The organism is Crocinitomicaceae bacterium (assembly GCA_016708105.1).
Classification (GTDB): Bacteria; Bacteroidota; Bacteroidia; order Flavobacteriales_D; family Crocinitomicaceae; genus JADJGJ01.
In genome coordinates this window covers 1,018,449-1,031,877 of the sequence record JADJGJ010000001.1, presented here as the reverse complement: position 1 = coordinate 1,031,877, position 13,429 = coordinate 1,018,449, and the positions used below count along the sequence as shown (strand labels likewise).

12 protein-coding genes and 1 pseudogene are annotated in these 13,429 nt (G+C 36.6%); 12 read left to right on the top strand and 1 reads right to left on the bottom strand.

Annotated features, from left to right (window positions below; genetic code table 11):
* Positions 1-2 precede the first annotated feature (2 nt).
* The 12 genes from IPH66_04400 (at position 3) to IPH66_04345 (ending at position 12,060) form a co-directional block, all read left to right on the top strand.
* Entirely contained in the window at positions 3-1,205 is a 1,203-nt protein-coding gene (locus tag IPH66_04400) for a hypothetical protein (GenBank protein MBK7128593.1), read from the top strand.
* A 10-nt stretch (positions 1,206-1,215) separates the two neighbouring features.
* The gene (locus IPH66_04395) at positions 1,216-3,267 is read left to right on the top strand and encodes a hypothetical protein (protein ID MBK7128592.1); all 2,052 of its coding nucleotides are present in this window, start codon (positions 1,216-1,218) and stop codon (positions 3,265-3,267) included.
* A complete protein-coding gene (locus IPH66_04390; protein ID MBK7128591.1) occupies positions 3,245-3,892 on the top strand; it encodes a hypothetical protein in 648 nt (215 codons plus the stop codon). The genes IPH66_04395 and IPH66_04390 overlap by 23 nt, the downstream gene beginning before the upstream one ends.
* 544 nt (positions 3,893-4,436) lie before the next feature.
* The gene (locus tag IPH66_04385; protein ID MBK7128590.1) at positions 4,437-5,579 is read left to right on the top strand and encodes a hypothetical protein; all 1,143 of its coding nucleotides are present in this window, start codon (positions 4,437-4,439) and stop codon (positions 5,577-5,579) included.
* 38 nt (positions 5,580-5,617) lie between these two features.
* Complete coding sequence (locus IPH66_04380; protein ID MBK7128589.1) at positions 5,618-6,394, top strand: hypothetical protein; 777 nt, start codon at positions 5,618-5,620, stop codon at positions 6,392-6,394.
* Between the two features lie 45 nt (positions 6,395-6,439).
* Positions 6,440-7,348 carry a hypothetical protein gene (locus IPH66_04375; GenBank protein MBK7128588.1) on the top strand — a complete coding sequence of 303 codons (909 nt, stop codon included), beginning with the start codon at positions 6,440-6,442 and terminating at the stop codon, positions 7,346-7,348.
* A 40-nt stretch (positions 7,349-7,388) separates the two neighbouring features.
* Entirely contained in the window at positions 7,389-8,162 is a 774-nt protein-coding gene (locus IPH66_04370) for a hypothetical protein (protein ID MBK7128587.1), read from the top strand.
* A 28-nt stretch (positions 8,163-8,190) separates the two neighbouring features.
* Positions 8,191-9,162 (top strand): hypothetical protein, encoded by a 972-nt coding sequence (locus tag IPH66_04365; protein MBK7128586.1) that lies wholly within the window; start codon positions 8,191-8,193, stop codon positions 9,160-9,162.
* A 29-nt stretch (positions 9,163-9,191) separates the two neighbouring features.
* A complete protein-coding gene (locus IPH66_04360; protein ID MBK7128585.1) occupies positions 9,192-9,980 on the top strand; it encodes a hypothetical protein in 789 nt (262 codons plus the stop codon).
* 567 nt (positions 9,981-10,547) lie between these two features.
* The gene (locus IPH66_04355; GenBank protein MBK7128584.1) at positions 10,548-10,742 is read left to right on the top strand and encodes a hypothetical protein; all 195 of its coding nucleotides are present in this window, start codon (positions 10,548-10,550) and stop codon (positions 10,740-10,742) included.
* On the top strand, positions 10,727-11,041 hold the full coding sequence (locus IPH66_04350) for a type II toxin-antitoxin system RelE/ParE family toxin (GenBank protein ID MBK7128583.1): 315 nt from the start codon (positions 10,727-10,729) through the stop codon (positions 11,039-11,041). Before IPH66_04355 ends, IPH66_04350 begins: the two co-directional genes overlap by 16 nt.
* 347 nt (positions 11,042-11,388) lie before the next feature.
* The gene (locus tag IPH66_04345; GenBank protein MBK7128582.1) at positions 11,389-12,060 is read left to right on the top strand and encodes a hypothetical protein; all 672 of its coding nucleotides are present in this window, start codon (positions 11,389-11,391) and stop codon (positions 12,058-12,060) included.
* Between the two features lie 43 nt (positions 12,061-12,103).
* On the opposite strand, the pseudogene IPH66_04340 reads toward IPH66_04345, so the two are convergent.
* Positions 12,104-13,270: pseudogene (locus tag IPH66_04340) on the bottom strand (IS4 family transposase).
* Between the last annotated feature and the right edge of the window lie 159 nt (positions 13,271-13,429).

The window sequence follows — 13,429 nt, the reverse complement described above, 5'->3', positions numbered from 1 at the left end:
ATATGCGTTGCATCGTTCTTTATATAGTTTTTTCTGTAACACTTAATGGTTTGAGTCAAGATATTTGGAATACTTTTCCTAATTGCCAAATTCATCCAAAGCGATTTCCAGTGTCTTACTATTTAAGCTACGAGGAGTGGGAAAGGATATGTTTTGAGGTGTCTGATTTATTGGTCAATAATAAATACAAAGAAAATCCAGCTTGCCTTACTATTGCTGATAAAATTATCTACAATTATAAAGGTATATTTCATGTTCAACTGGATACTAGTTTTTGCAACCAGCAGTTGAGACTTGCAACAGGTATTAGTACGAGTAAGATAGAATATCTACCAAGGTCGCCGGTATCAATTGAGAAAATAGAGAAATTCTCGGAATTTATTGGTGATAATAATTATGTTGATGGAGAATATTGTGTGATGTATCAACCTTATTATAGTCTGGTTGACACCACATGGATTTTTGACCGTGCATTTGCTCAATTCAAATTAATAAACAACAGATTAAATGGAGATGCCGTGTTCTTTTCAATCAATGGTGATACGATTGCTAAGGGGCGTTTCATTGATAGCTTTCTTCATGGAGAATGGAATTTCAAATTTAAAAAACACGGGGTTGGTGACTTTTCTTATGTTTATGATGGCAGAGGGCCGTATTATTCGTTCACAATAGATTACGTCTATAATTCTCGCACTGGCAGATATGTTTGTTTGAATGAAGATACTTTGGTTGCTTCTGGTTTTCTGAAAAATGGAATTCCTATTGGAAAATGGGCCATATATCACTCAAATGGGTTATTGTCAAATTCATTCACACTTATCGAAAAATCATCTCATCTTGGTAAGAGGAATTTCTGCCCAATTATTCAAACCGAAAAAGACAACTTACCCTGTGGAAATGAAAAACTGATAATTCCATACTTTCTTGGTCAGGATGATTTATTCATCTATCCGTTCGAACACTCTGTAGAAACCGGAATCAGGGAGTCATCTATTGTTGGTGAATTTAAATCTTATTATGAAAGTGGAGCGCCATTTCTGATCACATGTATTCTTTGTGATTCCATTTCTTCAGTACCTGATACGGCATTCTACGAGAATGGAAAGCCCATGAAAGTATGGATTCCAAATAGAAGAGGAACTGGAGGCATAGTGTACTCCTACGACAGGGATGGTAAATTAGATCACACATATAAAAAGAAGTGAGCAGGCCCACTTGCCCACCGCTAATACCACAACAGGCACCGGTGATTTACTCATTGACATTACCGGCACGGCATACAATGCTGATTCACCTGATTTGTATAATGGCAATATTTCAAAAATGGTGGTGTCATTGTCTGATGAAAATGAAAACGCAGTTAGGGTACACGCCAATGCTTACCGTTATGACCAGTTGCAGCGCATCAAATCATACAAAGTGTATAAAGCCGCTTCACCTGATTTTCTGCGTACAAACAATGAAGTAACCGACTACAACTCATCAAACAACGGAGATTACCAAGAAAGCTACACCTTTGACGGCAACGGAAATTTACTTACGCTAAACCGCAACAATGAAAACGCAACCGGCATGGATGCTTTTGTATATAATTACAAAATTGACGGCAGCGGCAATATTTTAAATAATCAGTTAAGACATGTTGATGATGCCGATGGTGTGGGTGTTTCAACGGTAGATGTTGATGATCAAAATGCTGACAATTATACATACAATGCGCTTGGGCAGTTAATCACTGACACCCAGGAAAACATCACCAACATAGATTGGACCGTTACCGGTAAGGTGAAAAAAATCACCAAAGGAAACGGAGATTACATTGAATTCAAATATGACCCATTTGGCAACCGGGTTTCAAAAATTGTTTTTGATTTTGCAAGTGGGGATATCACAGAAACCATCTATGTACACGATGCATCAGGCAACGCAATGGCAGTGTATGAATACACAGATGACGGAGTAAACCCAACATGTTTTTTAACCGAGAGTCATATTTACGGAGGTCAACGCTTGGGTATTTACACCCGCAATGTTGACATGGAAGCCTCCTATACTCCACCATCAACTGAGCAAAGAATTTTAGGCAACAGAAGTTACGAGTTGACTAACCATTTGAACAATGTACTTGAAGTAATTTCTGATAGATTGTTGACAATTGATGATAATTCAAACGGATACACCGATCATTATCTAAGTCAAATTTTATCATGGACTGACTATACACCTTTCGGTGTTGAAATGGAAGGACGGCAGGGCGCAAATGCCAATGCACGCTACGGTTTCCAAGGACAAGAACGCGATAACGAAATTAAAGGAAATGGAAATTCTGTAAACTATAAATACCGCATGCATGACCCACGCATTGGGAGATTTTTTGCGGTTGATCCGTTGGCACCGAAATATCCGCACAATTCAGTTTATGCTTTTAGTGAGAATAGGGTGATTGATGCTCTGGAGTTAGAAGGTCTGGAGAGTGTTCAGGAAATTCAATTTCGACAGCTTGATCAGCGTCTGTTAAGCGGTGAAATCACAACTGATGACTATATAGAAACAAAACTATTTGGTGCCAAAGTTTTAGCGCATGGTTTGGTAAGTCTTCCAATTGCAGTCCACAATTTAGGATCGACAATTATAGTTGGTAGCGTCATGAACATCCCAAGTTATGCTGCTCCAGGGTTCGGAGCAGATGGATATTTATATGAACCATTTACACCTTATTATATACATACTGATGGATTGTTTGACTTCCATTATGGTCCAGCAATGGGAGAATATAACCAAATGGAATTAACTGCTAGTGCAGGATTTGAAATATTGACATCAACAGCGATTACATTTGTTGTAAGGCAATTATCATGTAGAATTTTAACTGAGGGTACAGAAAAGGTCGTTGAAATCACTGCTGGATCAAGCTTGAGTGACTTGGCAACAATTGCAACGAACGAAGTGAAAATTTTTAAAAATGCAACGACAAGAGGTTCAAGAATCCATAAAAAATGGACGGATTTAATAAAGGAAACACATGGAGATAGATTCAAGGTAGAGCAGAATTATAAAAACGGCCAATGGAATAAAGGGGGGATAAAAAATCGCGGTGGAATCAGAGTTGATGCTATTGAGTATGATGGTGATGGAAATCCTATTGCCATTTATGATTTGAAAACCGGTAAAGAAGGTCTTTCACCTGAACGGATAGCAATAATAAGGCAGCATCTACCTGATGAATTAAAAAATTTGCCTATAATTGAAATTAGAAAAAAAGAATAAAATGAATATTACAAAATTTGTCAACGACATAAGTAAGAAAGTGGCTTATGAAGGTTTTAAATCAAAGGGAGGCTTGTATTATGAATTAAAGAACGACAACTATTTATTAAATGCCTTTAGTTTCTATACGGTCAATACACATTTATATGTTTGTGATTTTATGATGCCGACTTTTGTTCCACAGGAAGTGATTTCATTCGATTTTGGAGAATTGTTATCCTCAAGCGCAAATCGAACTGGCAATTTATTTAAGTGTGATACTTTTACTGAAATTGAGAATTCCAAAAGACTAATAATTGATGTTTTGAGGGAAAAAAGTCATATCAAGCCTGCTCAGGATTTAAAATCACTTTATTCCCTTTTATCAGGTTCAGATCGTTATAAAAAAGGTATTCACTACTTTAGGGCATTTATCTCAACTAACCTACTTATCGGCTCCCAATCTGCCATTGAAGATTCATTCGATGAATATTATTTTTTTTGGAATGAAGCCAAGCCTGACCGTGATTGGGAAAAGTCTATTCATTCAGATATTTTGTTGTTGCACGAGGAGTATAAAAGAGGAAATCATTTGAATGTATTATCTGAAATAAGATATAAAACAATTATCAAATTTGGATTATAAAATACCGGACCACATCTCCTCAAATCGAAACTATCCGAGTCATTACAACAAGAACTCCACACAAACCCCAATACCCGAAAAGATTATATTTGACTACACACTCAACCCATCCAAAACGACAACAACAAATTACATACAATTTTTTTACGACCCATTTGGAAACCGTGTGGCTAAAAAAGTTGTTCAATTAAGCGGAGAAATTGAAGAAACAATTTACACGCATGATGCATCAGGCAATGTAATGGCGGTCTATGATTATTTTGATGATGGCATGGATGCAACTTGTTTTCTAAAAGAAAGTCATATTTACGGAGGCAAACGCTTAGGTATTTACACCCGCAATGTTGACATGGAAGCAAGCTACACACCACCATCAACAGAAACCAGAATTATAGGTGAACGTGATTACGAACTTTCAAACCACCTGAACAATGTATTGAATGTAATTTCAGACAGACTTTTAACGGTTGATGGAAACTCTGACACCTATGTTGATTTTTATAGTGCAGATGTTACATCTTGGTGTGATTATACGCCTTACGGCATGGTAATGCCAGGCAGGAACGCCACCAACGCAAACTACCGCTTCTCCTTCCAAGGCCAGGAAAAAGACAACGAAATAAAAGGCGACAACAACTCAATCAACTACAAGTACAGAATGCATGACCCACGCATTGGTAGGTTTTTTGCGGTGGATCCATTAGCGGCTAAATATCCGCATTATTCTCCATATTTATTCAGTGGTAACAGGGTAATTGATTCAAGAGAATTGGAAGGATTAGAGCCAGTAACAGATCCAACTTCCGTCCCTGAAGGCACATTTTTGTATGCTCCGTTGCAAGGACAATTTCATAATCGACTTTGGACAAATATTTCGGGACAATGGTTAATAACTGCTGCACCGGTTGAAGTATTATCAAACTGGGACTACAATGCCCGTAGAATGCGATATCTTGAGACAAGGGATCATCCTTCAATCATTTCTTATCTGAATGCAACTAATGGCTATCACGACTATGTAAGTGGTTTACAAAAATCTGGTGATTGGAAAAAGTTGACTGAAGGCCAGAGAAATAATATTCTCTTTCAATATACAAGAGACCAGAATCGCGATGCTTATGAAAATATGGGACGTGGTATTTTAATGATTATTGGTGCTCCAGCAATTATGGTTACCGCCGCGGTTGCATTACCAGCAATCTTTGAAATCGGAGCTTATGGTGCCTATGGTGCTTATGTGGGGGGAACATACGTTGCAACCTATACACCTATGTTAGTTAGTAGATATGCGCAGTGGCAAATAAGTAATTGGAAGATTAATGCTGTTACTTCTACGTTTAATATAATCTACCAAGGTTGGACAACAGGTAAGGTTGATTTAATTCAACCTATTACACAAATGGTCAGTCCGCATTGGTCTATAACAGCGCCAATTGATGCTGCGTTCGATTGGAACTTGAGCAGCAATGGTTTAAAAATGGAGATTGCAGGTACTAAAGACAAATCTTGGGGTGAGTTTTATGCCCAACTAGGTACAGGCGCTTTCTTGGGATACACTGGCACTGCCTTTGGGTCAAGTGATATTACGAACCCATTTTATTGGTCATATCAATTAGCTGGACATGGTATTGGTACTGGAATTGATTACAGTTTAGGAGGGAAAAATAAATTCTCTTGGCAACAATAAATTTGTAATTTTGCTACTATAAAAGTTTCCAGTAATTAATGAAAACCAAACGTCAGATTTTACGTGAGAATTCGATTTTACTTGTCGTTTTGGCTATCATAGCAATATTCGATATTTATGGAGTTGTTTTCCATGGAGTCCTGTTGCCATTTAATACACTAATTAATCTAGCGGCTCTTCTATTTCTTTTCGGCAAGGAGCGAACATATGTAGTACTAATCGGAGGAAATTGTTTGGCTATTATTGATGCCACTTTATTCCGCCGAATACCGTTTGATTCGTACATAATACAAGGGATTACATTTAGTGTCATCGGCGCTGTAACCAGCCTCGCACACTTTCTATATTATAAGTATAAAACCCCTACTGCTGATGAGAATAAGAATACTCTTACCTTAATTAAACGTATTTTAATTGATAAGCAGGATGTTCAGTCAAAACTACTTAGAAGTTTTACAATTTGTGTTACATCAATCATGCTGATATTTGAAATAGTGCTCTTCTTTTGGAATGACTATATATTTATATTTTTTGGAGGGCTGCCTGTACTAATTTTATTATCAAATTTCTTTATCTTGAGTTCAAAATTGAAAAAATGGAAAAACTTACTTGCGTTTTCACTCTTTATTTCTGCACTTTTGACTTTTTTCAAAATGTTATTTTTTTATAATGATGTCTTTTATATTATTGATCTCGGTTTAGCTCTGACAATACTTTTTTGTGTTTTGATTCAATTGGTAAAGTATAAGAACGACAAACCTATCGCTATCACTGAAACCAAACCAAATACTGATAATTTAAAAAATATTGAATGATCAACAAATGACTATTGGATCACCCTAATTTAATCTGGAATAATCATGAGAAAAATGCGAGACTATACTACCCTTTTAATAGTGTTAATTGCTTCACTGTATCACAACAATTGTGGTGCTCAAGAGATAGTGAAAGATTCAACCCTCACAGGTTATTTAGTTTCTGGAACAGCAGATAAATTTTTTGTTCCAAAAGGAAAAATGAAAAAAGGGCAAAAAATTGGATTTTGGGAAGATTATGATGTAATAGACTTTTATTACTATTCAATACAGAAGGGAATTCCATTCTCACAACCCTGTGTTTTGTTGATATACGCAACAGGTGAATATTGTTTAGGAAAGCGGACAGGACTGTGGAAATTTTATTGCGTTGAAGATGATTCGTTTGAAAAATTACTTATTGGAGAATATTTTTATAAAGAAGATACACTTGAAGGTAGTTACAATGCCTACTATTTAACAGGTGAAAAAGCTGAATCAGGCACGTATAAAAGTGGTCTGATTCAAAATAATAGAGTAGTTTATTATCAAGATGGTAATATTTACTGTTCCTACAATTATATCGATAATTTAAGAGAAGGTGAGCAGCATTGTTTCTACTCGTCAGGAACAAAAAAAATTTCTATGTCCTTTCTTTCTGATACTCTTAACGGAGAGTACATTCAGTATTACACTGATGGAGCTTTGAAAGAAATTATTAATTACAAATCCGGTCAAATGGATGGGGTTTATCAATACTATCATACCAATGGAAATTTGTGGGTTGAAAGGATCTATCAAGCAAACAAACTTTTTAACGTTACCCAGCTATTCGACAAGAACGGCAATAGTCTTGAAAAGGGTACAATAAAAGATGGAAATGGAACTCTTAATTATTATGATGAAAATGGAACACTTTACCTAGTTCAAACATATAAAAATGGTGTTGTAATTAGTGAACAGAAGAAAAAATGAATAACTGAACTGAGAGTTTAAAATTAAATTGTGTCACCGGTTGCTTAGCGTAGATGATGCAGCAGGCACAGTCATTTCAACCCTTGATGTAGATGATCAGCTAACTAATAATTACACCTATGATGCCATTGGTCAGTTAAAAACTGATGCCCAGGAAAACATCACAAATATTGATTGGACACCAGATGGCAAGGTGCGTAAAATAACACAAAGTGACAATATTGAAATTGAATTTGTGTATGATGCCCAAGGCAACCGTTTAATGAAAGTAGAAAAAGGCATCAATCACCTGGGCGCAGTATATACCTACTACGTTTATGATGCAGTTGGTAATCTGATGGCTACTTACGAGCGCACGCAAGATGCCAACCACACCCTATCAACAGAAACCTACACCTGGGTTGATGACAACCTTTATTTATCAGAGCGCGGTATCTATGGCAGTAACCGCATAGGTATGAAAAATGAAAACCGCAAACTCACAAAACGAGAGTTCACCATTGATGATGCGTATTCAACTTTTTATCCAACAATTTTAAGTGAAGAATCACAAACAGATTATCCTGCTAACTTTGAAAAAGAAAAAAGAAAAGTAGGTGAAAAATTCTACGAACTTTCAAACCACCTCAACAACGTGCTTGAAGTAATAACAGATAGAAAAATTCCAAACGCATTGCAAACAGGTTATGAATCTGATATTGTTTCATACTCTGATTACTACCCATTCGGCATGACAATGCCAGGCAGAAACGCCACTAACGCAAACTACCGCTACTCCTTCCAAGGCCAAAAAAGACAACGAAATAAAAGGTGACAACAACTCAATCAACTACAAGTACAGAATGCATGACCCAAGGATTGGGAGGTTTTTTGCGGTTGATCCGTTGGCGCCTAAATATCCGCACAATTCACCTTATGCGTTTAGTGAGAATAAAGTGATTGCTTGGGTTGAGTTGGAAGGCTTGGAAACCTCTCCGACACCACCACCTGGGTTTGATTACACAGAGGGGCCAGAAAAATATTACCCGCTTATAAGAAATGTTCATGATGCAAATAATGTATTAAACTGGTATCTCGCTGCATACGTTCAGTTACACAGTGAGGGATCTTATTACGTTGCAGATCAGTTGAAGGCTCGAATTAGATCATATATTCTAACTGCTCCCTATGAGCCAACGGCAACATTCCCTATAAAAAGCGGAAGTTTTGCAGGAGGCATAGGACCTGTCAGTGCAAGCATTGGGGGGGACAAAGTATTAACTAGTCCAAAATCGGGAAATTGGGAAAATGGTGCTAGTGTCAAAGTTCAAGGTGTTGATATCCAAGCGGGTGTTACGAAGTCTGGTTATGGAATGAGTGGTAGCGCTGGTAAAGGAACATTGACATTTTCGTATTGGAGGGGGGTGACTAGTGTAACAGATGAATTAAACAAGGCAACATCAACAGATATAGTATCAATAGGTGCATCAGCAGTGGGAGGTTATTCATACACAATAAAGGAGGGACAAACCGACAATGGAACGGTAGTTTATAAAGCCACAACGCACTCGTATGTTGCAGGTCTATATGCAGGTATAGAGGTAGGAGTGGTTGGAGTCATTTCTTGGACAACAACAGAACCAATTGATAGTTCAGTATCAGCTGCAGATAATGTATTATTTGATCCAGTTTTTTTAAATTGGATGGAAATAAATTATGGAGATAGTTGTTATTTTAAAATATTGAAGATTGAAAATCCTACACTATACCAAGATGCCTTGGATGGAAATTTGGAAATCACCCCCCCGATGACACCAGCTACGGGCGGTAATTGAATCAGATTATGAATAGATATTATATTTTTTTGACTGGACTGATCGCACTTATATGTTCATGTATAATTGAAAATAAAGTTGACGCGTTTGAGCAAGTAAGAGATGATGTAAGAAATCATTTCATTTCTCATGCAAGAGAAGACAGTATAAAAATCAATGCATTGAATGTACTATATGGTGACACTGAAGGAATAAATAAACTAAGAATTTTTTGGGAAATTGACGAGTATGCTCACGCGGAATTTATCATTGCTTATAATGAAATGATGATTAGATCCATGGATAAACAAATTACTGATGTAACAGATTCAGTGATACTGGAAATACAATTACCTGATCCGGAGTTTGGATTAAAACGTTACCGGGCAGATAAACAAGATGTCAAAAACTTGCGAAAAGAGTATCAAGGTATTGATGATTTGTATAATCAAATTCTTAGGTATATTATGCGTACAAATACTTCTAAGGTACTCACCCATTTTGATGAAATAATTGAACACAGTAGATATTTGGAAGATTCGTTATTTGACACTTCAATGTGGTATGAATATCCTACTTTCTTACAATATCTTCGTAAGGATTTTTTATTGGATTGTGGAGATTCAAATAGGGAATTTGCGAAAATTCAGATTTTCAAAACTCTGTTTGGTAATAGTACATTATTCTTTTCTAACAGTAAAGCATTGAAACTTGTCAACTATATCCTTGAATTGAAGGACTCCACTCCAATGGAGTTTGATGTAAATGACACCACGAAATCTCTTGTTTATCCAGATTGGCTAACAGCCTCCCCCGCTACTTCTACAAGTATTCCGTAATACAGACTTCGATACATCGAAGCCTTTAAAATTCAACTGGTCAGAAACTTGATTCAAAAGACCAAGATTTTTGATTGAGTTTTTACTGAAATAAAAAAAGTAAAGGTTATTATACCAGAACTGATTAAAACCATTCTTCGTTTGATTTTTGAATTCTATTTTCCGTTGCAATTTTCACAATTCACTTTTCGATTTTGTTGAATTCGATTTACTTTGGCTTTGGTCATTTCATTTGTGAAATTTAATGATGTTGACGGTTTTGTATAAGCTTCAAAGGGAGTTAATGCCATGTAAAAAACATGCCGTCATTTTGTTGAGTAGCTGTGAAATAAAAATTGACTATCTTTCCTCTATCAATGCACACTTTAAAAGCATATCAAGAAAATTGCAGCTCGTTTTTTTGTGAGTTAGATTACTACCCCTACGTAAGTTCAACAGAAAGATACAGCACCAATAAATTAGATTCACTCTAGGAACAACTTGAAAGGATGATGCCGGATATTTAAAGTATTCCTTTTAAAACAGCCGAAAATAGCGTAAATTTGAGCTAATCAAAATTAGGAAAGTATGGAAGCACGTCAGTTAAGAGACACGAGTATTGAAGTGATAAAAAACTTACCTCAGTCATGTACATTGGAGGAAATCATGTATGAAATAAATCTGACGGCTCAGGTGTTGGAGGGTTTAAAAGACAAAGAAGAGGGAAAAACAATTACAACAAAAGAACTCTTAAACAAGATTGATACATGGCGACAGAAATAGTCTGGTCACAGCGGGCACAAACAAACCTGCAAAATATATTTGATTACATATCGAAAGACTCTGTTATTTACGCCAGGCGTTTTGTTACCAGTCTTGTACTTTATACAGAAGATGAATTGCAGGATTATTTAGATATCGGCAGACGTGTTCCTGAATTTATCAATACTCCTTTAGGTGATTTACGGGAAGTCATTTTTAAAGGCTATCGAATTATTTACTATCCTGAATGCGAAAATAATCAGGTAACAATTATTACCGTTCTCAGTGGACGAATGAATTTAGAAAAAGCGATGAAGTAGCCCCCCATTCGCAGTAATTGAGAACGCTGCGCAGTATATTTATGCTGCGCTAAAGCCCCCGCTGGCGCGAGCGTCACGCTCGTGCCTTACGTAAATCGTCATTGAATTACTGGGGCAACTTTCACAAGCTGTCCCCCCGCTGGCGCGAGCGTCACGCTCGTGCCTTACGTAAATCGTCATTGAATTACTGGGGCAACTTTCACAACCCGTCCCAAATTCACTTCAATGAAAACAGACTGAATATTTATATAACAAATGCTTCAAACGGAGTTAATGCCATGTAAAAAAACAGACGGTCATTTTGTTGAGTAGCTGTGAAATAAAAATTGACTATCTTTCCTCTATCAATGCACACTTTAAAAGCATATCAAGAAAATTGCAGCTCGTTTTTTTACGAGTTAGATTACTACCCCTACGGCATGGTAATGCCAGGCAGAAACGCCACCAACGCAAACTACCGCTTCTCCTTCCAAGGCCAGGAAAAAGACAACGAAATAAAAGGAGACAACAACTCAATCAACTACAAGTACCGCATGCATGACCCAAGGATTGGGAGGTTTTTTGCGGTGGATCCGTTGGGGTGGAAGTATCCGCATAATAGTCCGTACGCCTTCAGTGAAAATATTTTAATCCATATGGTAGAACTCGAGGGGCGTGAGGCTGTTCACCATAAAGTAAAAAGAATTCGATCTGATTATGATAACAAAGGAGATTACTATGAATATGAAGATACTTCTCCTGAAACAATCATTTGCAACGAGTCTGACCCAACAGTCGGAGCAAAAATTCTCAATTCGCTATTTTCCATTCCGGACCATCAGCTGTTTATTTTATCTCAAAAGGGACAAGTAGAAAAAGTTCAAATTGTCGACGATATTACTAATGGACATAATAGTAGAAATGTAACAATAATCTATAAAGTACCTGTATTAATTCAATCTGCTACCATGCCAGGTGAATTTGAGATAATATATATATCCAAAAGCAATAGCGTCCTAAACGAATTTTATTTAGTTTAAAGTTATTGAATTTGCCGGGTTTCGATATAGAAAATGGTTAAATTCAAAACAGAACCCCCTGATAAATTTCTTTGTCCGGAGGTTTGCTTTCTTCAAATGGTTTATTGATCCACTGCTGAAGATCAATTTTCACGAATAAATTGAGTCGCAGAAAAGCGACAAGGTTTGAGAGATGCCATTTAAATTTGGCCATTGCTTTCATTGCTTTTAAAATCAGAATTGTTATTAATGCCGTCCATATTTGAATCATTACGGCATTATGACTTGTTCCAATGAACGATTTAATGTGAAGGAGTTGTTTTATTTCTCTGAAAAAATTTCGATTTGCCACCGGCTTTTATAGAGTTCCCCGATGGTATTGGCAGTCCAGTTAATTGATTGGTGATGATTTCAATTACCTGCTCATTTACCTCATCCCAAACAGATACTCTCCGTAACGGTTTGGGATATTTCTTTTTCGAAAGGACACCCGTTAGTTCAATGAGTTCATCTTTGAGTATATGCTGATGTCGATTATCTGGTAGAGGATTTTCTTTTTGGTTTTGTATTGGATGTTTTCTTTGTGCCTGATGACAAAATATACTCCGCTGCTGTCCCAAATGTTTAACAATGAAAAATCGTTGTAATATCGGTCTGCTACAATCACACTTCCTTTGAGTAAAGGAATATCATATGCGCCTTTATTGTCGGCTGTTTTTCCATCGGTGATATTTACATAAGCCGGCAAATTGCCATCATAATCAAGCATTGTATGCATTTTCACAGCTCCCTTTGCCGTCTTGTATCTTGCCCAATCAAATAATGAGAGGCACAAACTTATGGTACTTGAGTCTACTAAAAATATTTTGGATTTGATTTTAAATTTAACCTGTTTAAATCCCACCTGCTGTCCTAAACTTCCCAGCAAATGATAATAGTATGTTCTAAATAGCTCCCAATCCCTGTGTTTATTTTGGTAGCTTATGGTTGATTTAGAAGGAGCTCTTTCTATGCCCATATGATTTAAGTTACCGGTTGCTGATCGTAAACCGTTGCTAATATCCCGTATTGATTGACTTTTTGCAAATTGACAAAAGAGCATTGAAATCAGATGTGTCCAGCTATTGTAACCCTTTTGATGCTTGTCTGTTTGTTTTTCCTTTACAATCTTATTGAATTTTAATCTATCCAGTTTGGAGATTATTTGAGAAAACAAGGTTAATTTTACCATAGGAGAAGGTGTTGGTTTTTTGTTGTGGCCCTCAAAGATAATTTGAGTTACAGAAACTATCCTTCTCTTACTTTTTTTAATTGATCGTTTAGGACGCTATTGATCCAAAAGCATTGATTTTCAAGAGCAAATTCCAGTCGGAGAATATGTAAATTATGC

What these genes read in the sequence shown, in the direction of transcription:
- IPH66_04350 (MBK7128583.1), top strand. Translation starts at nt 10,727, where the DNA reads ATGGCGACAGAAATAGTCTGGTCACAGCGGGCACAAACAAACCTGCAA.
- IPH66_04345 (MBK7128582.1), top strand. Translation starts at nt 11,389, where the DNA reads ATGCACACTTTAAAAGCATATCAAGAAAATTGCAGCTCGTTTTTTTAC.
- IPH66_04375 (MBK7128588.1), top strand. Translation starts at nt 6,440, where the DNA reads ATGAGAAAAATGCGAGACTATACTACCCTTTTAATAGTGTTAATTGCT.
- IPH66_04385 (MBK7128590.1), top strand. Translation starts at nt 4,437, where the DNA reads ATGGTAATGCCAGGCAGGAACGCCACCAACGCAAACTACCGCTTCTCC.
- IPH66_04380 (MBK7128589.1), top strand. Translation starts at nt 5,618, where the DNA reads ATGAAAACCAAACGTCAGATTTTACGTGAGAATTCGATTTTACTTGTC.
- IPH66_04355 (MBK7128584.1), top strand. Translation starts at nt 10,548, where the DNA reads ATGGAAGCACGTCAGTTAAGAGACACGAGTATTGAAGTGATAAAAAAC.
- IPH66_04365 (MBK7128586.1), top strand. Translation starts at nt 8,191, where the DNA reads ATGCATGACCCAAGGATTGGGAGGTTTTTTGCGGTTGATCCGTTGGCG.
- IPH66_04400 (MBK7128593.1), top strand. Translation starts at nt 3, where the DNA reads ATGCGTTGCATCGTTCTTTATATAGTTTTTTCTGTAACACTTAATGGT.